The following is a 23,608-nucleotide window of genomic DNA, read 5'->3' on the forward strand; positions in this document are numbered from 1 at the left end:
GGCTACGTCCCCGACGGGCGCTTGAGGAACTCCCTCAGCGCTGCCGTCGTGGTCAACCCGAAACCGAGAAGACCCGCCCCGCTCAGGAGCATGCTGCTGATGGGCGCCGATTCTGCGACGAACGCCGCCAAGCCGAGGGCGCAGGCCAAGAGCACCATCCCCGGGACGAGTCGAAAACCACGGGAAGAGCGGTGCGCGGATCGTCGTCTCATGTGGCCCCCTTCTGCGGGTGACCCCATTGTTATGCGCGTTCGCCAAGAATGGCTCCCCTGGTCGATCGTCCATTCTTTTGGCCTACCCTGAGCTGGCACTTTCGTCTGAGGGGGTGTGCTCCCTGGGTAGAAGGGTGTGTTCCCTAGAGAGAAAAGGGAGAGACAGACGTGACTTCGGGCTGAGGGCTTGGCTCAGTGCAGTTGGTCGTGGCGGGAGACGTCACGGTCGAACCAGGACACGGGCGGCGGGGTCGCCGGAGCGCGCATTTCTGACAGATCGTCGCCGCGCTGTTCACGTCGGAGGGCTTCCACCACCCAGTCCACCACCTCGGCGGTGGTGTGCGAGCGTCGAGTGACCTCCAGGATCGCTTCGCGGAGCCGGTAGACGGGACTGGCCAGACGGAAGGGCCGGGAGCGCGTCGCGACGGCGATCACGCTGGCGGCCAGTAGAGCCTCCACCGCGAACAGCCGCTCCACATGGTCCAGCGTGGCTTCTGTGAGCCGGATGGAGGAGTACGCCAAGGACGCATGATCCTCGATGCCGTCGCCCACCGTGGTCCCGCTCAACGAGATGGGCGTGGCCGCATGCTTGATCTGGGCGACCAGCGCCGACGCCGTCTGCGCCAGGATGAGGGGCGTCACGTAGCCGGTGGCCGACGTGACTCGCTGCACCTGCTCGGCCAACGGGACGCCCTGGCGCAGGTGCCGCACCAAGATCGCGACCCGCCGCTCCGCGAGGAGAGCAACGTGGGCCAACCCGATCCTGAGGGCATCGAAAGACACAGCGATATTGGTGATCGAGAAGTTGCCGTTGGAAATGAACTCCCCGGTGGTGGCGTCGAGGAAGGGATTATCGGGCGCGCAGTTCAATTCGACCTCGAGGACGCGTTCGAGGTCATCCAGCTGATCCAGTAACGCTCCATGCACCTGCGGGACAGTGCGCACCGAGATGGGATCCTGAAGCGACGCGGTGGGCCGGACGCCTTGGGCCAGGTCGCCGTCGGACAAAACCTCCCGGATCCGCGCCCCGCTCACCTGCTGGCCCGGGTGCGGACGGGCCGCGAGGACGACCTCTTTGAACGGGCTGAGGTTGGCCCCCAAGGCTTCCAAGGTGAGGGCGGCGACCAAGTCGGCCCGGGCAGCGACGAGCGTCGAGCGGCGGTGTGCCAGGGACGCACTCGCGACCGACAAGGCATTCGAACCCACCAGGGCGAGGGCGTCCTTGGCCTCCAAAACGAGCGGACGCAAACCGGCCGCCGCGAGTGCGGTGGCTCCGGGGACGACCTCGTCTGAACCGGGCAGCCAAGCCTCCCCGGCCCCAATGAGGACTTGGCCGATGGCTGCGAGCTGCGACAGATCCGCCGCCCCCACCGAACCCTGATCAGGGATCACCGGCACCACGTCGCGCAGCAACAGTTCCAGGAGCCCCTCGAACAGGGCCGGTGACGCCCCCGAGGCGCCTGCCGCCAGCGTGTTGAGTCGCGTCACCACCGCAGCCCTGCTCTCGATGCGTGAGAGCGGCTTCCCGATCGCGGCCGCGTGGCTGAGGATCACGTAGCGCTGAAAGTCACCCATGAGCTCGGCGGGGATCTCATGGTCGCGGAGCGGTCCTAGCCCCCGGTTGACTCCGTACGCCGGGACGCCGGAGCGCAGCGTGGCATCCACGACGGCCCGGGCGGAGCTGAGCCGCGCGAGAATCTTCCTGCGGTCGACCCGCACCGACGCGTGACCGATGGCCACGTCGGCGACATCGGTGGTCGTGAGGGGCGCCCCGATCTCGACGACGCGGGGGTGGGCGTTCATGGCGCCACGCGTCGTGGGGCAGCGGAGTGCAGGCCCGGCAGGGGAGCCCTGGACTCCCGCGCTGAGCGAGGCCGAGGCGTCGGTCAGCGTCGGGGTCTCTGTACCGTCGTGGAACCCCGTTCTCACCAGGTCGGGAAGCGTGTCGCTCATGACGCCGGGGTGTAGGCCGCAGTGCCAGGCCGCAGATCCGCGTCCAGGTAGGAGAGGAAGTCGATCCCCATGATCGTTTCGCATTCGGCCAGCCCCGCCCGATCGATGCTGGAACTGGACACCGGCAGGCGTCCGGCACGAGACACCAGCAAGGCGACGTCCTGGCCGCCCTTGCCGGCATCCTTGACCGCCAAGCCCTCACCGGTGGACTTGTCGAGGATGACGATGGTGTCGGGGTAGGTGGCGACCCGGCCGGAGGCATGCTCGACGGCCATGTATTCGTTGAGGTAGGGCACCGTGTGCTCCCCAATGCGGAATGTTCCCCGATCCCAGCCGCCCAGGGTGCGCGTCCGCTTCTCGATGCGCAGCGGCCCCTCGTCGATCAGGTCGGCCTGAAGGCGTGCCTGGGCGGCCGCCACCAGGGGGTCGGGACCGTCGTGGCGGGCGGCAGCCAGGTCGGACCCCAGGTCGAGGGCCAGCGAGATGGAACCGTGGGCGCCGTTGGCTTTGACCCAGTCGAGTTCGACGGGGTTGCGTGCGGACGCGATGAAGCCACCCACCCGCACCGAAATGTCGCGCAGCACATCGTCGACCGTGTTGAGGTTGCCGCGGTTCACCGACACGAAGTGACCGTGCAGGGCCCGATTGCCGCCGCTGACCACCTGGATCGACTCATAGCCGGGGCGTTCCCCCAAGCCGAGGCCACCCAGCTTGCCGGTCGGGTGGGCGCGCACATCCCCGGCAGTATCCAGGACGGTGACGCCGAGCATCGCGGACTGGATCCAACCGTTCAGCGTCGTGGAGTACCCGTTTTGGGCCGTCATGACGGCGCCGATCGGCACGTCGGCGGCACGGATGAGTTCCTGCAGGGCGTGAACATAGTCGGCCGGACGGATCTCCCAGTCCCTGGCCGCGGGGGCGCCGATGGCGGTCACGGTCGCCACCCAGGTGTCTGCGGGCACCTCCTCGAGGGAGGCGAGCACCGGCCGCTCCAGGCTCGTGGCTAGCCCGCCCATGAGTTCCCCGTGGTGCTTCCAACCGCCCCCACCGCAGGCGAGGACGCCGCCGCCCAGGACGGCGTTGCTGGCATCGAGGGGGGTCAGTTCTCTCATGGTGTGCTCCTGGATGTGATGTGGGGAATGGGCGATGGTGGACGAGCTGAGGGGCGCCCTTGGGCGGATGGGGCGGGAAGGTGCGAGGGAGTTGGTGGCGCGGGCCTAGCGAGGACGAGACCCGCCACCGAGCCAGATGAGGGGCGCATTCCCGGTTTCCCCGCCCGAGGTGACGCTCGCCGAGGCCTCCTCGTAGCCTGCGCTCGCATGCCGCAGGACGCCCAGCCCGGTGTCGGCGTCCAGGCTTCGACGCAGCCGCACGGCCGTTTCGGGGCGCCCGTCGGCGACGATGGAAACTCCCGCCGACTGCATCCACCCCGCATAGCCGCCACCACCGGAGTGGACGGCAACCAGGTCGGCGCCGGTCGCGGCGAGCGCCATGGCGTCCAGGAGGGGGAAATCGGTGACGCCGTCGGAACCGTCGCGCATCCCTTCGGTACCGATCCGCGGATGCGTCATGGAGGCGGAATCGAGGTGGTCGCGGCTGAAGAGGACGGGAGCCTCCAACGTGTGGTCGGCGACCAACGCGTTCACGGCGAGCGCGAACGCTGACCGCTCGCCGTGGCCGAGCCAGCACGACCGCGCCGGGAGCCCCTGGGGCGGGATCTGGGTGCGGGCCACGTCGATCCACCGGGCCACCTCGCGACGCCGCTGCCCGAACATCTCGATGGCGAGGTCGTCCAGCACCCGCTGGTCCTGGCTCGACCCGGACAGGCACACCCAGCGGAACGGTCCGATTCCCCGGGCGAACAGCGGACGCAGGTAGGCCTCCATGAAGCCGGGGATCCGGTTCACCTGCGCCGACGCGGCCTCACTGAGGTGTTCGATCGCTTGGACGCGCAGGTTGTTGCCGTTCTCAAACACCACTGATCCGGCGTCGGCGAACGCGAGCATCGCCTGCACCTGGGTTGCCATGGCTGCCCTGGCGTCGCGCTCCAGACGCTGGGGATCCTCCGCCTGCGCGGCCCGCCACTGATCCAGCGTGTACCCGGCAGGTACGTATCCGTAGCGGGCGTCGTGGGCGGCCGTCTGGTCGGTGACGATGTCGGGCACCACGCCTCGGCTCACCAGCGCGGGGTAGACCTCTGCCGCGTTGCCGATCAGCCCGACGGCGACGACGCTCGCGCTGTCACCGGCGTGCGCGAGAGCGTCCAGGGCCTCGTCCAGGTCGGTGGTGATCAGGTCGAGCGCACCGGCGTCCGCCAGGCGATGAACTTTCGCGGGATCCACCTCGACCGTGAGGGAACTCAGCCCCAGCATGGCGGCGCTGATGGGTTGCGAGGAGCCCATGCCGCCCATCCCGGAGGTGAGCACCCAGCGTCCGGCGAGCGCGTCGGATTCTCGGCCCGCAGCAGCGCCGAAATGATGCCGGGCGATCGTCCCGAACAGTTCGTAGGTGCCCTGCAGGACGCCTTGGCGGCCGATGTATTGCCAGGCTCCCGCAGTGAGCCCGCCCCACATCGTCTGACCTGCGTCGGCGCGCTCATAGAACCGGTCAGAGGTGGCCCAACGGCCCACCGTGTTGTTGACCGCCGACAGCACCAAGGGGGCGGATGGGCCGGTTCCCAGGAGGCCGACGGCGGCACCCGAGGCGAGCACGAGGGTCTGTTCCTCATCGAGGGCCATCAGGGCCGCCGCGATGGCGCGCGCCTCATCCCAGTTGCGGGCGGCCTTACCCAAGGAGGCGTACACGATGAGCTCGTCGGGGTTCTCGCCGACCTCCAGCACGTTTTCGAACATCCGCAGCAGGCCTTCCGCCCGCCACGTCTTCGCGCGCAGGTGAGGGCCCCGCTGGGCGCGGTAGGACGATGTGGGGCCTGCAAGGATGCTGCTGGTCATGGGGTTCCTCTGTGGAGACGGGGAGGCGACACGCCAACGATCCGCCGTGGGCGGGTCGAGTGGTGCGGGATGAAGCGGGGCCGCGGCGAACAGGCGGCCAGGCGCGGGCAGCGCCGAATGCGGGGGTGCGCCTGAGGGCGCGTCACTCAGCGATCAGCGACAGCAACAGATCGTTGCGGGCATGGCCAAACAGCGTGCGACCGGCCAGGTGGCGGTCGCGACGGAGGCGTTCATGCGAGCGAGCATGGAGGAACTGTACCCGGCTTAAGCCTCACAGGTAGGGGGCGACCAGCAGGTCGTAGCGCTCCTTCATCGTGGTCAGCGTTTGCTCCCCGGGAGTGTCCCAGATCGCCTCGTTGAAGATCTCGACTTCGATGTCGCCGGTGTAGCCCGCCTCGGTAACCCAATGGGTGATCGTGGGGAAGTCGATGTAGCCGTCCCCGACATGACCGCGCGACAGCAAGGCGTCGGCGGCCAGGGGGAGCGTCCAATCGCAGATCTGATAGGACGCAATGCGTCCCTCGCGCCCGGCTCGGGCGATCATGTCGGCCAACTGCGGATCCCACCACACGTGGTAGGTGTCCACCACGACGCCCACCTCCTGGGGTGCGAACTCTGCCGCCACATCGAGGCACTGCCCCAGGGTAGAGAGCACCGCCCGATCGGCGGCGAAGATCGGGTGTAGGGGCTCCAGGACGAGCCGGACGCCGTGCTCGCGGGCGTAGCCCACCAGTTCACCGATCCGCTCGCTGACGCGGCGCCGCGCCGCCACGATGTCCTTGTCGCCGTCGGGGATCGCCGCCGACGAAGGTCCCGAGCAGGCGGGCAGGCCGCCCACCACCATGATCAACTCGTGCGTGCCCAGGGCCTGAGCCTCGCGGATGGCCAAGCGATTGTCCTCCAGCGCCGCGGCGATGCCCTCCGGGTCTGCGGCCGACAAGAACCCGCCCCGGCACAGCGAACTGACCCGCAGCCCTGCGTCGCGGACGATCCTGGCGGCGTTCTCCAGGCCCGCCTCGGCGACGCGATCGCGCCACAGGCCCACCGCTTCCAGACCCGCGTGCTGGGCGCCTGCGACGGCCTGCTCCAGCGTCCAGTGTTTCGTCGTCGCCGTGTTGAGCGAGAGCCGGTAGGTCATGCCTGCAGCGCTTCCATCTCGATCCGGCGGCCCTCGGCAGAGGACTTCAAGCCATTCTCGGCCAACTGGACGCCGCGGGCGGCCGAGAGCAGGTCGTAGCGGTGCGGGCGTCCGGTGACGACATCGCTGAGGAACTCTTCCCATTGGGCCCGGAACCCGTTGGTCAGGTCGGCGTTGGCGGGGACATCGAGCCATTGCTCGCGGAAGCGCTCGGTGGTGGGGATATCGGGGTTCCACACGGGCTTGGGTGTGTGGGCGCGCTGCTGGGCGACGCAGGAGAACAGCCCTGCGACGGCCGAGCCGTGGGTCCCGTCGATCTGGAACTCGACCAGTTCGTCACGGTGGACGCGCACGGCCCAGGAACTGTTGATCTGCGCGATGACGGGATCGCCTTGTGGGGTGCGGAGTTCGAAGATGCCGTAGGCGGCGTCGTCGGCGGTCGCCTCGTAGGGCTGACCCTGCTCGTCCCAGCGGGTCGGAATGTGGGTGACGGCCTTCGCTGTGACGGCCTCGACCTTGCCGATGATGCCTTCCATCACGTAGTTCCAGTGGCAGAACATGTCGATCGTCATACCGCCACCGTCTTGCTTGCGGTAGTTCCAACTCGGCCGCTGCGCGGGCTGGTGGTCCCCTTCGAAGACCCAGTACCCGAACTCGCCACGCAGGGACAGGATGCGTCCAAAGAAGCCTTCCTCGACGAGTCGGCGCAGTTTGACCAGGCCGGGGAGATAGAGCTTGTCGTGGACGACACCGGCCGTCACCCCGGCGGCTGCGCGCACCCGTTCGAGTTCGACCGCTTCCTCGAGTGTTTCAGCGGTGGGCTTCTCAGTGAAGACGTGCTTGCCTGCCTGCATGGCGGCGGTGAGTGCTGCCTTGCGCTGGGAGGTCACCTGGGCGTCGAAGTAGATGTCGACCTGCGGGTCCGCGAGCACTGCGGCAAGGTCGGTCTCCCAGCGTGCGATGCCGTGCTGCTTCGCGAGCGCGGCCAGGGTCTCGGGGCGGCGTCCGACGAGAATCGGCTCGACCTCGACGCGCGTGCCGTCGGCCAGCGTCAGGCCTTCCTCGCGCAACGGGAGGATGGATCGCAGGAGGTGCTGGCGGTAGCCCATGCGTCCGGTGACGCCGTTCATGGCAATGGTCAGCTTCGTGGTTCCCATGTCGGACCTCTTCTCTGAGGAATGCGCTTTCCCAGAGGCTAGCATGAGCGCCGCCCGTGGGGGAGGGTGTTTAGGCCCCCGTGCGAGGCGGGGTGGAGTCGCGCAGCACGGGGATCGCCTCGACGGTTACCGAACCGTTGCCGTCGCCGGGGCCATGCAGGGCCAGGTCGAGCCCCAGCCTGGCGAGTTGCCTGGTGGGAACGTGGACCGTGGACAGGCTGGGGCGAACGTCGATAAGGGTCGACACGTCACCAAAGCCCGTCAGTCCAACATCGGTGGGGATCTGGACCCCTGATCGGCTCGCCTCGTGGAGGGCGCCCAGGGCCATCACGTCGCTGGTGGCGACGACGACGTCGTAGTCGAGGCCCGCCTCGATGGCCAGTCGCATGCCGATGGTCCCGCCCGTGCGGGTGAAGTCCGACCCGATGCGATGTGTGGGGGGTATCGGGTGGCCGAGTTCGGCCATGCGGGCCGCGAACCCGGCGGCACGAGCGGCCGCGGTCGAGTGGCGTTCAGGGCCCGCCAAGAGCAGCGGGCGCCGATAGCCGCGCCCCACCAGGGCCTCGGCCAACGCGCTCGCGCCCGCCTCGTTGTCGATGTGTACGCAGTCGACGCCGGGGAAGTCCATACCGAGGGCCACCACTCTGCCGCCGCGCCTGACGTATTGCTCGATCGAGGTGTGGAGCCCGCGGTGCAGGTCGGGGTCTTTCCAGCGGGCGCCGACCAAGATGATGGCACGCACGCGCATGGAGTCCAGTGCGGTGACCATGTCGCCCAGGGCCTCGATCTTGTTTCCGGTTGTGGCCAGCGTCAAGAAGAGCTTGTGTTCGGTTGCCGCAGTCGCAATGCCGTCGGCAATCTCGGCGAAATAGGGGTCGGTGAGGTCGTGGACGACGACTCCGATGGTGCGGGTCGCGCCCCGGGCCATCGCCTGGGCGTTGGCGTTGGGGGCGTAGCCAAGAGACTGGGCCGAATCGATGACCCGGCGGCGCAGTTCCTCTCCGACGGTGCGGGTCTCCGAGCCGTTGATCGCCCGTGAGGCGGTCGCCAACGACACTCCGGCGTGTCGGGCGACATCGCTCAGTGTGGGGGCGCTGCGTGTGGTGCGGGCCATGGTCCTCCCTTCGGCGGGCCGACGCCTGCACCCTAACGACCCGGTGAGTGTGCGGCAATCGAGGATCTCCTTGACGGGGCCCGGGGGTACCCCTACATTCTCGGTAAGCGCTTGCCGTCACTGGAGTCGGCTTGCCACGAGAGCAAGGGGCCCTCCGTGTCGATCCTCGCGAGCCCCACGGTCGGCCATGAGATCCGTCTCATGGAACCGTGCGCAACACCTCTAGCGAAACTCTCGCGCGGTGGTAGCTTCTGCGTGATTCAGATGCGCGCAGCGCAAGATCTGGTTCTTTGGACGTGAGTCCGCCCCTGATGCGGCAATCGATCTCGATGGTGAGATCGCGGGCCAACTCACATGCACTGAAGGCCGCAGGTGGGCCCATGATTCACGTCCACCCGAGGTCCCCACTCTGCCCGTACCCAACGAGCCGCACATCGCAGGAGGAGAAGCCATGAGTGCTCTCAGCGAACTCGGCAAGCTCCGAGGCCGAGGTAAGGAAGAAACGCCCGACAATGTCGCCGGGTATTTGTTCTTGTCGCCTTGGCTGATCGGCCTTGTCCTCATCACTATCGGCCCGATGCTTGCCTCCTTGTACCTTTCCTTCACCGACTACAGCCTCCTGTCCCCGCCGGAGTGGATCGGCGCGCGCAACTACGAGCGAATGCTCGCCGATCCTCGGCTACTGAATTCGCTGCGGGTGACGTTTACCTACGTCTTCGTCTCGACACCGCTCCAACTCGCCTTGGCGCTGGCCATTGCGGTACTGCTGAACCAGGGCATGCGGGGGCTCCCGTTCTATCGCTCGGTGTTCTACCTGCCGTCGCTGATGGGCTCCTCGGTGGCCATCGCGATCTTGTGGCGCCAGATCTTCGGCACCTCCGGCCTGGTCAACCAGGTCTTGATGGGACTGGGCTTCACTGATCTTCCGGGCTGGATCTCCAATCCCGACACCGCGCTCGGCACCATCATCTTGTTGCACATCTGGACCTTCGGCTCCCCGATGATCATCTTCCTTGCGGGCCTGCGTCAGATCCCCACCATGTACTACGAGGCAGCCGCGGTGGACGGCGCCTCCAAGTGGACGCAATTTTGGCGGATCACGATGCCGCTGCTCAGCCCCATCATCTTCTTCAACCTTGTGCTCCAGATCATCGGCGCCTTCCAGTCGTTCACGCAGGCGTTCATCGTCTCCGGTGGCACGGGCGGCCCCTCCGATTCCACGATGTTCTACACGCTGTACCTGTACCAGAAGGGCTTCGCCAACTTCGATATGGGGTACGCGTCCGCCATGGCGTGGCTGCTGCTGATCATCATCGGCGTCTTGACCGCTGTGAACTTCTACGTCTCTAAGTATTGGGTGTTCTACGATGACTGATCGACACGCCGACAGCGCGCAGGCTGTCCTCGACAACGACGTCCACCTCGATGAGGGGGGCGCAGCTGATGTCCATGCGGTGCGGCGACGCGGACGCGTCGGTTCGAGTATCAAGTCGGTCATCAAGCACGTGCTGATGATCGCGGCCGCGCTGCTCATGATCTACCCCCTCCTGTGGATGCTGGTCAGTTCCTTCCGCCCCACCGACGAGATCTTCCGCGAGTCCGGGCTGGTCCTCACCGGGCTGCACACCGAGAACTACACCGAAGGCTGGAACGCCCTGCAGTACCCGTTCGGCCACTACCTCCTCAACTCGGTGATCCTCGTTTTGGGGTGCATCCTGGGGAATGTCATCTCCTGCTCGCTGGCCGCCTATGCGTTCGCCCGCCTGAAGTTCAAGTTCAAGAACATCTTCTTCGGCATCATGTTGCTGACGATCATGCTGCCCATGCACGTCATCATCGTTCCGCAATACATCATGTTCTCCCAGTTCGGCTGGCTGAACACGTTCCTTCCCTTGATTTTGCCAAAGCTCCTCGCCACGGACGCCTTCTTCGTCTTCTTGATGGTGCAGTTCATTCGAGGATTGCCGCGGGAGCTGGATGAGGCGGCCCGTATCGACGGTTGTGGCCATTGGCGGATCTTCTTCAACGTCATCATGCCGCTCATGACCCCTGCTATTGCCACGACGGTGATCTTCACCTTCATCTGGACCTGGAACGACTTCTTCAGCTCGCTGATCTATCTGACCAAGCCGGAGATGTTCACCGTCCCGATCGCCTTGAAGTCCTTCCTGGACTCCACGGGCGGGTCGAACTGGGGTGCCATGTTCGCGATGAGCGTGGTGTCACTCATCCCCGTCTTCCTGGTCTTCCTCTTCGGGCAGCGGTTCCTCATCCGCGGCATCGCCACCACCGGGATCAAGTAGCCGGTCGTGCCAGTCAAGGAGAATCGAGTTTCCATGCAGCGCTATGGCCTCATCGGTGCCGGGCACCGTGCTCAGATGTACACCGACGCGATCGGGGGTGCTCACCGCGACATCGCCACGCTCGTGGCGATCGCCGACAGCAACCCCGGCCGGGCGGCCTACCACCGAGACCGGATGGTAACCGAGTACGGCTACGCGCCGGACACCATCGCCCTCTACGGTCCTGCCGACCTTGAGGCGATGATCGCCGACCAGCGGCTGGGTCGGGTCGTCATCACCAGCCCGGATTACACCCACGCCGAGATGATCGTCCGCGCGCTGCGGGCCGGTGTTGACGTCGTGGTTGAAAAGCCCCTCACCATCAATGCCCCCTCCGCGCAGGCCATCGTGGCTGCGGTGGAGGAGACGGGGCATCAGGTGGTGGTGACGTTCAACTACCGCTACAGCCCACGCAACTCGGCGCTGAAGGAACTCCTCGCTTCAGGAGTCATCGGGACGCCGCTCTCCATGACCTTCGAATGGGTGCTCGACACGGCCCACGGCGCGGACTACTTCCGCCGCTGGCACCGAGACAAGGCCAACTCAGGGGGGCTGCTGATTCACAAGGCAAGCCACCACTTCGACCTGATCAACTGGTGGTTGGCCGACGTTCCCCGACGAGTGTTCGCCAGCGGAGGGGTGAAGTTCTATGGCGCCGAGGCTGCGGCGTCGCGCGGGCTGCCGCCGCGTCCGCCCCGAGGCACCCATGAAGGGGAGCATGGCCCCTTCGAACTGGACCTGCGCGATGATCCCCGTCTGGCGGCGCTCTACCTGGACAACGAGCACTACGACGGCTACCTGCGCGACCAAGACGTGTTCGCCCCAGGCGTCACGACAGAGGACAACCTCGCGGTGATCGTCGAGTATCAAGGCGGGCCGACCTTGTCGTACGCGTTGAACGCCCACAGCCCGTGGGAGGGGTACCGAGTGGCCGTCAACGGGACGCTGGGCCGGGCTGAACTCGAGGTCATCGAGCGTGCTCGGATCAGTGTGGACGCCGCCGGCAAGGTCATCGTCGACCCCTCGGCCATGGCCGACGCAGTGGGGGCCCGCGACAAGGGGGAGCGGCTCACCGTCCAGCGGCACTTCGAGGCCGCCTACGAGGTGCCCATTCCCGAGGGGACCGGCGGCCACGGCGGCGGGGATGCGCTCCTGTTGTCGGATGTCTTCAACGGTCCAGGCCCGGATCCGCTGGGTCGCCCCTCGGATTATGTCGATGGCCTGCGGGCGATCGCGGTTGGCATCTGCGGCAACGAGTCCCTCGCAACCGGTAAGGCCGTGACCCCTGACGAACTGGGGATCCCCTTGACGCGGTGAGAGTTCGGGGCGGCGCCGAGGCTTCACACGTTTGCGCGACGTGAGCTTTCGGCGTCCTGCCTCGTTGCTCGGCCTTGCGTCGTCTCACGCACGGACAACATCCACCAGAAAGGTACTGACATGAGCACCGACTACGCGGCCTCGCGCGTCTCCTATGAGGGCGCCGAGTTCAGGCTGCAGCGCAACGACGACCGTAGCCAATCGCTGGTGATCACGGGCGCCCCCGAGTCCTTGACGGCGGCGTTCAGCGGTCGCAGGGACGGGGATGCGTTCGTGGCTCCCGCCACGGGGGAGAATGCGGCCGCGCTGCGGTCGGTGCTGCCGTGGCTGAAACCTCGCCGCTGGGGGCTGGAGACCTCGGCCGGCACCGGCGACCGTCTCGGCCTGGCCACCCCGGGGCATGTGCAAGCGTTCAAGGACGTCGCAGGAGTGAACCCGGTCTTCGCGCAGCAGTCGACCCGCGAGATGGGCCGCACCCACCGCACGCCGCGCAACGTCCTCGACGACGCCACCTGGGGCGCCTTCCAGGAGGGCTGGACCGGAGGCGTGGGCGCCGACGCCGACCACCAGAAGACCGAGGAGTCGCTGAGCGAGTGCGCCGAGGCGGGCTTCGTCTTCTTCACGATCGACCCGGGCGACGAGATGGACATGGCCGCCCACGACGACGACGAGGCGACGGTGCGGAGCAAGGCCGCCGCCATCGACCTCAGCTCGCTGGACACCTCGGCCGACGACATCGTCTCCCGCTACGCCGGGCAGACCATCGAGCTCGAGTCCGGCCCGCTGACCCTGGACGAGGAGTCCGTCCTCCGCGCCGTCGCCAAGGCCGGCCCCGCGCTGGTGCGCGGCCTGCAGCTGATCAACCACGTCGAGGGGCTGGGCGTCGAGCACGAGCTCGAGTTCGCCATCGACGAGACCGACAAGCCGACCACGCTGGTCGAGCACGTCGTCGTGGTGAAGGAGCTGCAGCGCAACGGGGTGGAGCTCATCAGCTTCGCGCCCCGCTGGGTCGGCCAGTTCGAGAAGGGCGTGGAGTACATCGGCGACCGCGAGGCGCTGGCCAAGAACTTCTCCGACCACGCCGAGATCGCGCGCGTGCTCGGCCCGTACAAGCTGTCGCTGCACTCGGGCTCGGACAAGTTCTCGATCTACCCCTCCTTCGTCGAGGCCACCCGGGGTGTGGCGCACCTGAAGACCGCCGGCACCAGCTGGATCGAGGCGCTGCGCATCGTCGCCGCCCACGACCCGCAGCTGCTGCGCGACATCCTGAAGCTGTCGCTGGAGAGCTTCGAGGAGAACCGCCACAGCTACCACCTGTCCTGCGACACCACGCGCATCCCCACCGACGTGCCCGACGACAAGGTCGGCGAGCTGGTCACCGCGCTGGAGTCCCGCCAGGTCATGCACGTGGGCTACGGCGCCGTCCTCGACGAGTACGGGGTCCAGATCAAGGACCTGCTCAACACCCACGAGGACGAGTACGCGGCGCTGATGAAGGAGCATTTCATCGCGCACATCGCGCCCTTCGGCAAGCGCTGATCCGCCTCAACGGCACGGCCCCGGTCCCCTCGAGGACCGGGGCCGTGCGCGTTCCCCGGTGCGACGCGTCGGCAGGGTGCGCCGCGTGTCCCGCGCGCCGGTCGCCGCTAAGTTGATGCCCAGCGTGGACACCCCCTGACCGTCAGGACCCCCCGAGCCACGCGGAGACGGAGACGCCGATGAGCGCGACCGAGGACTTCCAGCAGCAGGTTCTGCGCGGCCACGACCTGCCCGCCGACCTGCGCCTGCTGGTGGCCGGCGCCGCCGAGGGCGAGGAGACGCCCTTCGACGACCTCGAGGCAGAACCGCTGCTGCCCGGGTCGGACGACGTGAACGACACCTCTTACCTGAGCGAGGAGGAGCGCGCCGACCCGGACATCGCGGCCAACCTCGCCGCGATCGACGAGGTGCTGGCGCGGGCGGTCTGGGTCGCCCGCGACGGCGAGGGCCGCGCGTACGGCTACTGGCTCGAGGGCCGGGCCGAAGCCGACGGCGTCCAGGGGGCCCCGATCGTCACGTTCGATTCGGAGGGCCAGTTCGACCTCTCGCCCGCCGCCACGCTGGCCGAGGCGTGCGTGTACGCCAACGCGCTGGACGAGGAGGACTTCGAGGCGGGCCGCGACGCCTTCGCCGGGGCCGGCATCGCGTTCTCGGCGCAGACGCTGGGGGAGCTCGACGCCGTCGAGGCGACCGTGTCCCCGACGCCGGCCGAGCTGCACGCGCGCCGCTACGAAGAACTGCTCAAGACCAGCTGACCGCGGACGCGACGAGGCTCCCGATCGGTCGACCGGGAGCCCTCGCCGCGCGGCGGATTACTTGATGCCGCTCTTGACCTCGTCGTAGAAGGCCTTGGCCTCCGCCTCGGGGGTGCCGCGGTTGAAGTAGACGTTCTGCGCGTGGCGCTTCTGGATGTCGGGGCTCTGGCCACCGCCCTGCGGGGGAACCACCGCGGTCGGGCCGAGCTCCGGCTCGATCTTCTCCATGAAGGCGACGACCTTCTTGTCGGACGCGCTGAACTTCTCCGAGATCGCCTCGCGGACCTTCAGGTTCGGCGGCAGCCCGCGCTCGGTGCCGAGGATGGCGCCGGCCTCGGTCGAGTTGGACAGGTAGTCGATGAACTTCTTGACCTCGTCGGCGTTCTTGGTGCGGGCCGAGGCGCTCCAGTACATCGACGCCTTGTACCACAGGCCGACGTCCTTGGCCTGGCCGGTCTGGCTGGGCAGGCGGAGCAGGGCCATGTCCTGGCCGGACGCCTTGTCCATCGCGTTGATCTGGTTCGACCACAGCGTGCCCATGCCGACCTTGCTCTGCGCGATCAGGGTCTGGTCGAGCGCCTTGCCCTCGTCCTCGCTGGTGACGGACGCCGGGGGGAAGGTGCCGTCGTCGGGCAGGCTCTTGCCCCACGCGTAGAAGCTCGCGACGTCGGCCGCCTCGTAGCCCTGGCCGTCGGCGGTCCACTGCTCCTTGCCGTGCTGGCGCAGCCATGCCTTGAGGGTGGAGTCCACGCTCATCACGTTGACCGAGCCCCAGGTCTGGCCGTTGCCCTTCTCGCTGATCTGCTTGGCGACCTTGTGGAAGTCGTCCCACGTCCACGTCGCGTCGTCCGGCATCTCGACGCCGGCGTCGGCGAAGACCTTCGGGTTGGCGACCAGGGCGGGGGCGTTGACGCCGATGTTGATGCCGACGAGCTTCTCGCCGACCTTGCCCAGCTCCACGGTGCCCTCGGCGAAGTCGGCGGTGTTGATCGAGGAGAGATCCATCAGCGCGCCGCGCTTGCCGTACTCGGAGATGTACTTCTCGTCCATCTGGATCACGTCGGGCATGTCGTTGGCGGCCACCTGCGTGGCCACCTTGTCCCAGTAGCTGCCGCCGTCGGTGGACTCGCCCACGATGTCCACGTCGGGGTTGGCCTTCTCGTAGGCCTCGATGACCTGGTTGGTGATCTTGTTGCGGGTGTCGTTGCCCCACTAGGCGAAGCGGATGACCGTCTTATCGCCGGGCTGCTTGGACGCCTGGGGCGTGCCGCCCGCGCACCCGCTCAGCGCCAGGGAGGCCCCCAGCCCGAGGGTGACGACGGAGAGCAGGATCTTCTTGCTGGATGCCATGGTGCGATGTCCCTTCGTAGCCTGGCGGGTGGTCTCTCCTTCGAGGATAGCGCTTACCCACGTTTCAGGATCAACGTTATGAGGTCTCTGTTCGATCACGACCGTCCGCCCTGGCCACAGCGGTGTCGGGACGCGGGCGCTGGTCAGGCGAGGTCCGCGAGCGGCACCTTCGGGTCGGCCAGCGCCGCGGCATCCACCGGACGCTGGGCGCGCAGCAGCGCCTCGATCGCCTCGCTGTCGTCCCACAGGTTGAGGTTGAGCGCGGCCCTCGGGACGCCGCCGGCGTCCAGCCAGAACGTGAGGCAGGCGTCGTCGGGGCCGCGCTGCACGAAGCGGTGCTCGGCCGGGATCTCGCCGCGGAACTCCAGGCCCCAGTCGTACTGGTCGGTGAAGAAGTAGGGGATGGTGTCGAGCGCGGCCTCGTCGCCCACGAGCGTCCGGGCGGCGAAGTCCGGATCCTTCAGCGCCGCCGCCCAGTGCTGGACGCGCAACCGGTGGCCCAGGAAGACGTTCTCCGCGTTGGCGATGTCGCCCACCGCGGTGATCGCCGGGTCGCTGGAGGCCAGCCCGGCGTCCACCAGGACGCCGTCGTCCAGGGCGAGGCCCGCGTGCTCGGCCAGCTCGACCCGCGGCTCGGCGCCGATGGCCAGCAGCACGTGCCCGGCGGCCAGGGCGGCGCCGTCGCGCAGCGTCACGCCGGCGACCGGACCCGAGGGGCCCTCGCCGTCGATGGAGGACACCTCGGCGTTGAAGCGCAGGTCGACGCCGTGATCGCGGTGCAGCGCGGCGAACCGCTCGCCCCACTCGGGCCCCAGCGCCTCCAGCACGTGGTCGCCGCGGGCGATGATGCTCACCTCGGCCCCCAGTGTGCGGGCGCTCGCGGCCACCTCGAGGGCGATCCAGCTGCTGCCGACGATCACCAGGCGGCGCCCGTCCCGCGCCAGGGTCAGGATGGCGTCGCGGAGCTGCTGGCTCTCCTCGATGGTGCGCAGTGTCTGGACGCCCGGGCGCGCGACGCCGGGGACGCGCAGCGAGCGCGGGCGCGAGCCGGTGGCGAGCACGAGGCCGTCGTAGCTCAGGCTGGAACCGTCGGAGAGTTCGACGACGCGGGCGGAGGCGTCCAGGCCGGTGGCGAACTGGCCCAGCCGCAGCGCGACCTCGTTGTCGGCGTACCAGGACGCCTCGAAGACCGTGAACTCGGGGAGGGTCTTGGTGCCTTGCAGGAACTCCTTCGACAGCGGCGGGCGCTCGTAGGGGAGCGCCCGTTCGCCGGCGACGAGGGTGATCTGCGCCGAGCCGTCCAGTTCGCGCAGGGCCTCGGCCGCCTTCGCGCCGCCGAGCCCTCCGCCGATGATCACGTACCGGGTCACGTTCGCCTCCCAGGGTCGTGGCCGCGTCCGCGCGGCCGGAGCGCTCCCCAGCGTAGGGGGATTCCAGTGCCCGCACCAGTTGTATAACAAGTAGCTCACTTGTGCGATGAATCGCATCGCCCATCAGGAGGAGCCATCGATGCCCGCCTCTGACGTGATCCGCAGCGTCACCCTGTCGCAGGTCATCCTGCCACTGCGCACAGCCATCAGCGACGCGAAGGTCCTCACCGGCCGGCAGCGCCCGATGACCGAGGTGGCGTTCCTGTTCTGCGAGATCACCACCGAGCAGGGGTTCGGCGGCGTCGGGTTCAGCTATTCCAAGCGCGCCGGCGGGCCCGCCCAGTTCGCCCACGCCCGCGAGGTGGCGCCGTTGCTCATCGGGGAGGATCCCAGCGACATCCCGCGCGTGTACGACCGGCTCCTGTGGGCGGGGGCGTCCGTGGGGCGCTCGGGCGTGGCCACGCAGGCGCTGGCCGCCATCGACGTCTGCCTTTGGGATCTCAAGGCCAAGCGCGCCGGCCTGCCGCTGGCCAAGCTCATCGGGCCGTACCGCGACTCGGTGCGCACCTACAACACCTCCGGCGGCTTCCTCAACGCGCCGATCGAGGAGGTCTGCGAGCGGGCCCAGCGCTCGCTGGCCGACGGCATCGGCGGCATCAAGATCGAGGTCGGCCACCCCGACCGCGGCGTCGACATGGCCCGACTGAAGGCCGTCCGCTCGGCGATCGGCGACGCCCCGCTGATGGTGGACGCCAACCAGCAGTGGGACCGCGCCACCGCGCTGCGCATGGGCCGCCGCTTCAAGGACTACGACCTGGTCTGGATCGAGGAGCCCCTGGACGCCTACGACGCCGAGGGCCACGCCGAGCGCGCCCGCCGGCTCGACACCCCGATCGCCACCGGCGAGATGCTCGCCAGCGTCGCCGAGCACGTCCGGCTCATCGACGCGCGCGCTGCCGACATCATCCAGCCCGACGCTCCCCGCGTTGGCGGCATCACCGCGTTCCTGCGCCTGGTCACCCTCGCCGACGCGGCCGGGCTTGACCTTGCCCCGCACTTCGCGATGGAGATCCACCTCCACCTGGCCGCCTCCTACCCGCGCGAGCCCTGGGTGGAGCACTTCGACTGGCTGGACCCGCTGTTCGAGGAGCGGCTCGAGACCCGCGACGGCCGCATGATCGTGCCCGACCGACCCGGGCTGGGCATCACGCTGTCCGACCAGTGCCGCGCCTGGACGGTCGACACGGCGACGTTCGGCGTCCGCGACGCGGTGGGGGTGTGACCATGCAGGAGGCGCCGCGGGGGCTGGCCAGCGAGATCGCCGACGAGCTGCGCGGGAGGATCCTCTCCGGCGCGATGCCGGCCGGCAGCCAGGTCCCGACCGAGGCCGGCCTCACCGAGGAGTTCGGCGTCAGCCGCACGGTCGTCCGGGAGGCGCTGCAGCAGCTGCGCGCCGGCGGGCTCGTCGAGAGCTTCCAGGGGCGCGGCAGCTTCGTGCTGTCCATCCCGGCCGAGCCGGCCGACGGGCTGCTCAAGCAGGTTGCGTCCCGCCGCGACGTCGTGGACCTGATCGAGTACCGGGTGGGCGTGGAGTCCGAGATCGCCGCCCACGCCGCCACCCGGCGCTCCGAGACCCAGCTGCTCGCCATCCAGCGCGCGCTGGACGCCTTCGCCTCGGTCGGCGGCGAGCCGGAGAAGGCCGTGCGCGCCGACTTCGCGTTCCACCTGGCGATCGCGCAGGCGACCAACAACCGGCTGTTCCTGGGGGCGCTGGAGGAGCTGGGGCCCCGCATGATCCTGCTGCAGCGCACCGGGCTGGACGAGAACAGCGCCCTGACCTCGGCGTCCCACCTGGCCACGGTGCTGGCCGAGCACGCCCAGGTCGTGGCCGCGATCCAGCGCTCCGACCCGCTCGCCGCCGCCGCGGCGATGCGGCTGCACCTGTCGAACTCGAAGTCGAGGTTGCGGCCGTGAGCGCCGCGCCCGGGAGGGGCGCCGTGCCGTTCACGCCGCAGGGGGCCATCCCCGCGCTGGTCACGCCGCTCACCGAGGACGGCGAGCTGATGGAGCAGGGGCTGCGCGAGGTGACGGTCGAGCACGTGGCCGGCCGGGTTGGGAGATCGGCGAGGCGCTGGCCGAGCGCGGCATCACGATGCTGGACGCCCCCGTCTCGGGCGCCGAGCCCGGCGCGGTGGCCGGCACGCTCGCGATCATGGTCGGCGGCGACGAGACCGCGTTCGAGGCGCTGAAGCCGGTGCTGCTGCAGATGGGCGCGAGCGCGACCCGGGTGGGTCCGCTCGGTGCAGGCAACGTCGCCAAGCTGGCCAACCAGGCCATCGTCGCGGTGAACATCGCGGTGCTCGGCGAGGCTTTGGTGCTGGCGCACCGCGCTGGGGTCGACCCGGCGGCGGTGCTGGACGCCATCGGCGGGGGCCTGGCCGGCTCGAACGTGATGAAGGCGAAGGGGCCGATGATGCTGGCCGGCGGGTTCAACCCCGGCTTCCGCGTCGAACTTCACGCCAAGGACCTGGACAACGCCCTGGCGACCGGGCACGAGACGGCCACTCCGCTTCCTTTGACGGCGGCCGTCCGGGAGATGCTGGCCGCGCTGTCGGCGTCCGGTCAGGATGACCGCGACCACTCCGCGCTGGTGTCCTACTTCGAGCGGCTGTCGGGCACCGAACTGCCGCGCTGAACAAGACTCCGGGCGGGGATCCCGTTACCCCGACCGGACGCCGTGCGGCCACGGGATCCTCCCGGCGCCGCCGCACGGCTCGGGCCACCGGCGTCCACCGCGCGCCGGTGGTTCGAGCGCCGTTCCCGCCGCTGCGGCGATATCGTGGATCATGACTGACTTGGCCCCCACAACTGCGCGCCGGGGGACGCTACTGCGTCATCGCCGCGGCGGTGCTCGTGCTCGCCCACGCCGGTGTCACCATGGCTTGGTCGAACGTTCAGCAGACCACGCCGACGCCACCGTGGGTCACCACGGCGACGATGGTGTTCAGCTCGCTCCTCACCGTCCTGATGTTCGCGGCGCCCATGCTGCTGGTGATCGGCGTGGTGCTCATCCGACTGGCCGCCGTGCTTGAGGCCACGTTGAATGCGGCGTCTGCCCCCGAGGAGCCCGAGGAGTTCTTCGACGGCGACGATCAGACGGCCTGGGCTCCCGAGGACAGGTAGTCGCTTGGGGTCGCCCCGCTCAGTCAGTGCGGAAGTCCTCGGCGGGCTAACTAGAAGTCCTCGGCGAGGTAGGGAGAAGTCCTCAGCGGTCAGGCGGGGAGGAAGTCCTCGCGCTGGGGGGTGAAGACGTCCACCAGGACCGTGTCGGCGTGGATGATCACGCCGTGAGGGACGTTCGGCGGGACGTAGTAGCTGGGGCCCGTGGTCAGGTGTTCGTCGGGCGTGCCCTCCATCAGCAGCGTCAGGTCGCCGGAGACGACGTAGCTCAGCAGCCGGCGCTGGGCGCCCTCGGGGGTGGTGACGGGCTCGACGTCCGCGCTGCGGGCGATGATCTGCATGGGGTCCCCTTGTCGAGGCGTCCGGCGGCGGGTGCGTCGCCCCGCCGCCGGCACGCTCAGCCGATGTTCTTGTTCTCGCGGTAGGTGCGCCAGGTGTTCTCGAACGCCTCGGTCTGCTCGGGGACGGCGCGGCGCTCGCGCCAGCTGAACTCCGGCGCGTTCTCCCCGTCCCAGCTCGTCACCTGGATCACGTCGTCCAGCTTGCCGCCGTCCAGCCGCAGCCGGAACAGTTCGGGCAGCTCGGCCGTCACCGCGGCGTCCACGGTCGGGAGGGTGCCTTCGGGGTCGGTGTACAGCACCGAGCCGCGCGACAGGCCGCCGCTGTCGACGTAGTGCTCCATGGCGTTGAGGTAGACGTACTGGCTGGTCAGGATGTCCCGGATCAGGAACAGCCGGCTCACCGAGCGGCGGCTCTCGGGATCCGCGGCGATCGTCGCGTCGTACTCACCCAGCAGCCGCGTGATCTCCTCGCGCGCCTCGGCGACCGACTCTCGCGACCGGACGACGCCGGCCTTGTCGCTCATCAGCCTGCGCACGTGGGTCAGCAGTTCGTCGGTCGAGTCCGGTCCGGACGCCGCCCGCGCGGACGCGTCCTTCAGCAGGGACGCCGCCCGCTCGGCCACGGGGGAGGCGGCCGCGGCGAACGTGCCCTCGTCGACCGGATCCTGACGCCGCGCCTGGGCGATGTAGGACGCCGCCCGTGTGGCCCCGACCTGGCCCGAGTTCAGGGCCGCCCCGCCGGGGCGGTAGACGCCGTGGGCTCCGGCCGCCTCGCCGACCGGGAAGAAGCCGGCCAGGTTCGACTGCCACCACTGGTCGACCTCGAGCCCGCCGTTGTTGTGCTGGGCGCACACGGCGACCTCCAGCATGTCGGTCTCCAGGTCGACGCCCGGGTTGCGCTGCAGGTAGAACTCGTAGGCGGGCCGGTTCATGTGCTGCAGCCGCTGGATGGGCGTGCTGTCGCGCAGCTCGGTGACGCCGGTCGCCTCGAGGTAGGCGTAGGCCTCAGCCGACAGCTTCGAGGCGTCGAACGACTCCCGGGCGGGGTTGGAGCGGAAATCCAGCCACACGCGGCGTCCGCGCAGCTTGGTCTCCTGGTAGACCAGCAGGTCGATCAGGGAACTGCCCTCGGGCGCCTTGCGGACGTCGAAGGGCCACTGGTAGCCCTTCAGGAAGATCCGGGTGAGCTGGTCGCCGTAGTCGGGCAGGAACTCGCCCAGGAACTCCCGGGCGTCGCCGCCGTCGGCGTCGGTGGAGACGAAGCGGGGGAGCGCCTGCATGTAGGTGCCCGACACGTTCCAGCGCGGGTGCACCGACGCCAGGCCGAACTGCCACTCGGTGAGGTTCTTGCCGTGGACGCCGGCGCGCAGCGCCGCGCCGTTGGCGCCCCACTGGCCGTTGGGGTAGACCGAGTCGGCATACATGCCGGCCGGGCCGCCCGTGGCGTAGACCAGGTTGGTGCAGCGCAGCAGCAGGAAGCGGCTCGGGTGGTCGGCGCCCACGTCCAGGCGGACGCACAGCAGCCCGACCACCGCCCCGTCGGAGACGACCAGGTCAACGACCCGGCACAGGTCGAGCACCTCGACGCGGTGCCCGTCGCGGACGCGTCCCTCGAGCTTCTCCACCATGGTGCGCGAGGTGTACGGACCCACCGAGGTGGCCCGCTGCCGCGGGTCGTGGTCGGTCTTGTAGCCGACGTACTCACCCGAGGCGTTGTGCGGGAACGGGACGCCGGACTCCACCAGGTGGAAGAACGCCCGCGGCGACCAGGCCGCCTCGGCCAGGGCGATGTCGCCGTCCATCGAGCCGCCCGAGAACAGGGTCTCGGCCATCTCGCGCACCGAGTCGGGCTCGGCGCCGGACAGGGTCAGCTTGTAGTAGGTCTGCTTGTCCGACCCGGCGTTGCGGGACGCCCCCGCCCGCCGCTTGTCGGTCACCATGACCACGTCGCGCTGGCCCAGCATCACGAGCCGGTCCGCGGCGCAGTAGCCCGCTGCTCCCGTCCCGACGACGACCGTGTTCGCGGTGACGATCGGGATGGATTGACCTGCCACACTCAGGTGGCCACTGGCGTGGGCGTCGATCCAGTCGGCGTGGGTCATGGCGTCCTCACAAGGTCTTGATCTGCATGCCACCACCCACGGTGATGACATCTCCGGTCGAGTAGGGCATGCGTCCGGCGGTCAGTTGGGCGACGGCGCCGCCGACGTCACTGGGGCGTCCCCAGCGCGGCATGGGCACGGCGCCGGAGGCGAAGAAGGCGTCGTACTTCTCGGTGACGCCGGCTGTCATGTCGGTGGCGATGACGCCGGGGCGCACCTCATAGACCAGGATGCCTTCGGGGGCCAGTCGCACCGCCCACAACTGGGTCGCCATGCCCACGCCAGCCTTCGACAGGCAGTACTCACCCCGGTTGGTGGAGACAGTGTCGGCACTGATCGAGGACACGTTGACGATGGTCCCGGTGATCTCGCCCTCGGCCGGTGGGCCCTGGGCGATCATCACGTTGGCCACCTTCTGGGTCAGGAAGTAGGGCCCGCGCAGGTTGATCGCCATGACGCGGTCGTAGCTGTCCGGGGTTGCGTCGAGAAGATCGTCGCGCTGGGAGGGGGCGACGCCCGCGTTGTTGACCAGGGCGTCGATGCGTCCCCAGTCCGCGAGCGTCTCCTCGACATAACGAGCATGGTCGCCCAGGTCCGCGACGCTGCCTTGGGTGTAGCGCACCTCTCCCAGCGTCGCCAGATCGGCCAACACATCAGACGGGGCGGGGCGGGTCGCCATGATGGACACCCGCCAGCCCTCGCGCAGGAGCGCCTCGGTGATCCCGCGGCCAATGCCGCGGTTACCGCCAGTGACCAGGGCGACCTTGCTCATGATGGTGAGCCTTCG

22 protein-coding genes are annotated in these 23,608 nt (G+C 68.9%); 9 read left to right on the plus strand and 13 right to left on the minus strand.

What is annotated here, in order from left to right:
• Nucleotides 1-2 precede the first annotated feature (2 nt).
• The 7 genes from C1706_RS12900 to C1706_RS12930 form a co-directional block, all read right to left on the minus strand.
• Complete coding sequence (locus C1706_RS12900; protein WP_129459655.1) at nt 3-212, minus strand: hypothetical protein; 210 nt, start codon at nt 210-212, stop codon at nt 3-5.
• 192 nt (nt 213-404) lie between these two features.
• Entirely contained in the window at nt 405-2,165 is a 1,761-nt protein-coding gene (locus C1706_RS12905) for an aromatic amino acid ammonia-lyase (protein ID WP_164987564.1), read from the minus strand.
• Entirely contained in the window at nt 2,162-3,277 is a 1,116-nt protein-coding gene (locus C1706_RS12910; protein WP_129459657.1) for an S-methyl thiohydantoin desulfurase domain-containing protein, read from the minus strand. The genes C1706_RS12905 and C1706_RS12910 overlap by 4 nt, the downstream gene beginning before the upstream one ends.
• A gap of 105 nt (nt 3,278-3,382) precedes the next feature.
• Nucleotides 3,383-5,116 carry a urocanate hydratase gene (hutU, locus tag C1706_RS12915; protein ID WP_129459658.1) on the minus strand — a complete coding sequence of 578 codons (1,734 nt, stop codon included), beginning with the start codon at nt 5,114-5,116 and terminating at the stop codon, nt 3,383-3,385.
• A gap of 271 nt (nt 5,117-5,387) precedes the next feature.
• On the minus strand, nt 5,388-6,254 hold the full coding sequence (locus C1706_RS12920; RefSeq protein ID WP_129459659.1) for a sugar phosphate isomerase/epimerase family protein: 867 nt from the start codon (nt 6,252-6,254) through the stop codon (nt 5,388-5,390).
• Complete coding sequence (locus tag C1706_RS12925) at nt 6,251-7,411, minus strand: Gfo/Idh/MocA family protein (RefSeq protein WP_164987565.1); 1,161 nt, start codon at nt 7,409-7,411, stop codon at nt 6,251-6,253. Before C1706_RS12925 ends, C1706_RS12920 begins: the two co-directional genes overlap by 4 nt.
• Nucleotides 7,412-7,481: 70 nt before the next feature.
• The gene (locus tag C1706_RS12930) at nt 7,482-8,525 is read right to left on the minus strand and encodes a LacI family DNA-binding transcriptional regulator (protein ID WP_129459661.1); all 1,044 of its coding nucleotides are present in this window, start codon (nt 8,523-8,525) and stop codon (nt 7,482-7,484) included.
• Between the two features lie 451 nt (nt 8,526-8,976).
• Between C1706_RS12930 and C1706_RS12935 the strand changes: the two genes are divergently transcribed.
• From C1706_RS12935 to C1706_RS12955, 5 genes are all read left to right on the plus strand, one after another.
• Nucleotides 8,977-9,900 carry a carbohydrate ABC transporter permease gene (locus C1706_RS12935; protein ID WP_129459662.1) on the plus strand — a complete coding sequence of 308 codons (924 nt, stop codon included), beginning with the start codon at nt 8,977-8,979 and terminating at the stop codon, nt 9,898-9,900.
• Between the two features lie 136 nt (nt 9,901-10,036).
• Nucleotides 10,037-10,828, plus strand: coding sequence for a carbohydrate ABC transporter permease (locus C1706_RS12940; protein ID WP_241653575.1), 792 nt, complete (start codon nt 10,037-10,039; stop codon nt 10,826-10,828).
• Between the two features lie 6 nt (nt 10,829-10,834).
• Nucleotides 10,835-12,184, plus strand: a complete 1,350-nt coding sequence (locus tag C1706_RS12945; RefSeq protein ID WP_241653570.1) for a Gfo/Idh/MocA family protein — start codon at nt 10,835-10,837, stop codon at nt 12,182-12,184.
• A gap of 120 nt (nt 12,185-12,304) precedes the next feature.
• Nucleotides 12,305-13,723, plus strand: coding sequence for a tagaturonate epimerase family protein (locus C1706_RS12950; RefSeq protein WP_129459665.1), 1,419 nt, complete (start codon nt 12,305-12,307; stop codon nt 13,721-13,723).
• Between the two features lie 179 nt (nt 13,724-13,902).
• Complete coding sequence (locus C1706_RS12955) at nt 13,903-14,478, plus strand: hypothetical protein (RefSeq protein WP_129459666.1); 576 nt, start codon at nt 13,903-13,905, stop codon at nt 14,476-14,478.
• A gap of 57 nt (nt 14,479-14,535) precedes the next feature.
• Here C1706_RS12955 and C1706_RS12960 read toward each other — a convergent pair whose 3' ends face one another.
• The 3 genes from C1706_RS12960 to C1706_RS12965 form a co-directional block, all read right to left on the minus strand.
• Nucleotides 14,536-15,666: an ABC transporter substrate-binding protein gene (locus tag C1706_RS12960; RefSeq protein WP_129459667.1), complete on the minus strand. Its 1,131-nt coding sequence runs from the start codon at nt 15,664-15,666 to the stop codon at nt 14,536-14,538.
• A gap of 24 nt (nt 15,667-15,690) precedes the next feature.
• Nucleotides 15,691-15,828, minus strand: a complete 138-nt coding sequence (locus C1706_RS14100) for a hypothetical protein (RefSeq protein ID WP_164987567.1) — start codon at nt 15,826-15,828, stop codon at nt 15,691-15,693.
• A gap of 143 nt (nt 15,829-15,971) precedes the next feature.
• A complete protein-coding gene (locus C1706_RS12965; RefSeq protein ID WP_241653571.1) occupies nt 15,972-17,198 on the minus strand; it encodes an NAD(P)/FAD-dependent oxidoreductase in 1,227 nt (408 codons plus the stop codon).
• Between the two features lie 139 nt (nt 17,199-17,337).
• Between C1706_RS12965 and C1706_RS12970 the strand changes: the two genes are divergently transcribed.
• From C1706_RS12970 to C1706_RS12985, 4 genes are all read left to right on the plus strand, one after another.
• Nucleotides 17,338-18,480 carry an L-talarate/galactarate dehydratase gene (locus C1706_RS12970; RefSeq protein ID WP_129459669.1) on the plus strand — a complete coding sequence of 381 codons (1,143 nt, stop codon included), beginning with the start codon at nt 17,338-17,340 and terminating at the stop codon, nt 18,478-18,480.
• A gap of 2 nt (nt 18,481-18,482) precedes the next feature.
• Nucleotides 18,483-19,172 carry a FadR/GntR family transcriptional regulator gene (locus tag C1706_RS12975; RefSeq protein ID WP_129459706.1) on the plus strand — a complete coding sequence of 230 codons (690 nt, stop codon included), beginning with the start codon at nt 18,483-18,485 and terminating at the stop codon, nt 19,170-19,172.
• Nucleotides 19,173-19,329: 157 nt separating this feature from the next.
• Entirely contained in the window at nt 19,330-19,893 is a 564-nt protein-coding gene (locus tag C1706_RS12980) for an NAD-binding protein (RefSeq protein WP_284690572.1), read from the plus strand.
• Between the two features lie 242 nt (nt 19,894-20,135).
• The gene (locus tag C1706_RS12985) at nt 20,136-20,381 is read left to right on the plus strand and encodes a hypothetical protein (RefSeq protein ID WP_129459671.1); all 246 of its coding nucleotides are present in this window, start codon (nt 20,136-20,138) and stop codon (nt 20,379-20,381) included.
• 89 nt (nt 20,382-20,470) lie between these two features.
• Here the strand turns inward: C1706_RS12985 and C1706_RS12990 are convergent, their stop codons facing one another.
• Genes C1706_RS12990 through C1706_RS13000 form a run of 3 tightly spaced genes read right to left on the minus strand, consistent with a single transcriptional unit; the run spans nt 20,471 to nt 23,593 of the window.
• Complete coding sequence (locus C1706_RS12990; protein WP_129459672.1) at nt 20,471-20,719, minus strand: cupin domain-containing protein; 249 nt, start codon at nt 20,717-20,719, stop codon at nt 20,471-20,473.
• Between the two features lie 56 nt (nt 20,720-20,775).
• Complete coding sequence (locus C1706_RS12995; protein WP_129459673.1) at nt 20,776-22,821, minus strand: FAD-binding protein; 2,046 nt, start codon at nt 22,819-22,821, stop codon at nt 20,776-20,778.
• 7 nt (nt 22,822-22,828) lie between these two features.
• The gene (locus C1706_RS13000; protein WP_129459674.1) at nt 22,829-23,593 is read right to left on the minus strand and encodes a 3-ketoacyl-ACP reductase; all 765 of its coding nucleotides are present in this window, start codon (nt 23,591-23,593) and stop codon (nt 22,829-22,831) included.
• Between the last annotated feature and the right edge of the window lie 15 nt (nt 23,594-23,608).

It is taken from the genome of Propioniciclava flava, assembly GCF_004126535.1.
In the GTDB taxonomy this organism is placed as follows: Bacteria; Actinomycetota; Actinomycetes; order Propionibacteriales; family Propionibacteriaceae; genus Propioniciclava; species Propioniciclava flava.

Bases quoted from the DNA above. Each gene is read 5' to 3' on its own strand.
- C1706_RS12900 (WP_129459655.1), bottom strand. From the start codon at position 212: ATGAGACGACGATCCGCGCACCGCTCTTCCCGTGGTTTTCGACTCGTC.
- C1706_RS12905 (WP_164987564.1), bottom strand. From the start codon at position 2,165: ATGAGCGACACGCTTCCCGACCTGGTGAGAACGGGGTTCCACGACGGT.
- C1706_RS12910 (WP_129459657.1), bottom strand. From the start codon at position 3,277: ATGAGAGAACTGACCCCCCTCGATGCCAGCAACGCCGTCCTGGGCGGC.
- hutU (WP_129459658.1), bottom strand. From the start codon at position 5,116: ATGACCAGCAGCATCCTTGCAGGCCCCACATCGTCCTACCGCGCCCAG.
- C1706_RS12920 (WP_129459659.1), bottom strand. From the start codon at position 6,254: ATGACCTACCGGCTCTCGCTCAACACGGCGACGACGAAACACTGGACG.
- C1706_RS12925 (WP_164987565.1), bottom strand. From the start codon at position 7,411: ATGGGAACCACGAAGCTGACCATTGCCATGAACGGCGTCACCGGACGC.
- C1706_RS12930 (WP_129459661.1), bottom strand. From the start codon at position 8,525: ATGGCCCGCACCACACGCAGCGCCCCCACACTGAGCGATGTCGCCCGA.
- C1706_RS12935 (WP_129459662.1), top strand. From the start codon at position 8,977: ATGAGTGCTCTCAGCGAACTCGGCAAGCTCCGAGGCCGAGGTAAGGAA.
- C1706_RS12940 (WP_241653575.1), top strand. From the start codon at position 10,037: ATGATCGCGGCCGCGCTGCTCATGATCTACCCCCTCCTGTGGATGCTG.
- C1706_RS12950 (WP_129459665.1), top strand. From the start codon at position 12,305: ATGAGCACCGACTACGCGGCCTCGCGCGTCTCCTATGAGGGCGCCGAG.
- C1706_RS12955 (WP_129459666.1), top strand. From the start codon at position 13,903: ATGAGCGCGACCGAGGACTTCCAGCAGCAGGTTCTGCGCGGCCACGAC.
- C1706_RS14100 (WP_164987567.1), bottom strand. From the start codon at position 15,828: ATGGCATCCAGCAAGAAGATCCTGCTCTCCGTCGTCACCCTCGGGCTG.
- C1706_RS12970 (WP_129459669.1), top strand. From the start codon at position 17,338: ATGCCCGCCTCTGACGTGATCCGCAGCGTCACCCTGTCGCAGGTCATC.
- C1706_RS12975 (WP_129459706.1), top strand. From the start codon at position 18,483: ATGCAGGAGGCGCCGCGGGGGCTGGCCAGCGAGATCGCCGACGAGCTG.
- C1706_RS12985 (WP_129459671.1), top strand. From the start codon at position 20,136: ATGGCTTGGTCGAACGTTCAGCAGACCACGCCGACGCCACCGTGGGTC.
- C1706_RS12990 (WP_129459672.1), bottom strand. From the start codon at position 20,719: ATGCAGATCATCGCCCGCAGCGCGGACGTCGAGCCCGTCACCACCCCC.
- C1706_RS12995 (WP_129459673.1), bottom strand. From the start codon at position 22,821: ATGACCCACGCCGACTGGATCGACGCCCACGCCAGTGGCCACCTGAGT.
- C1706_RS13000 (WP_129459674.1), bottom strand. From the start codon at position 23,593: ATGAGCAAGGTCGCCCTGGTCACTGGCGGTAACCGCGGCATTGGCCGC.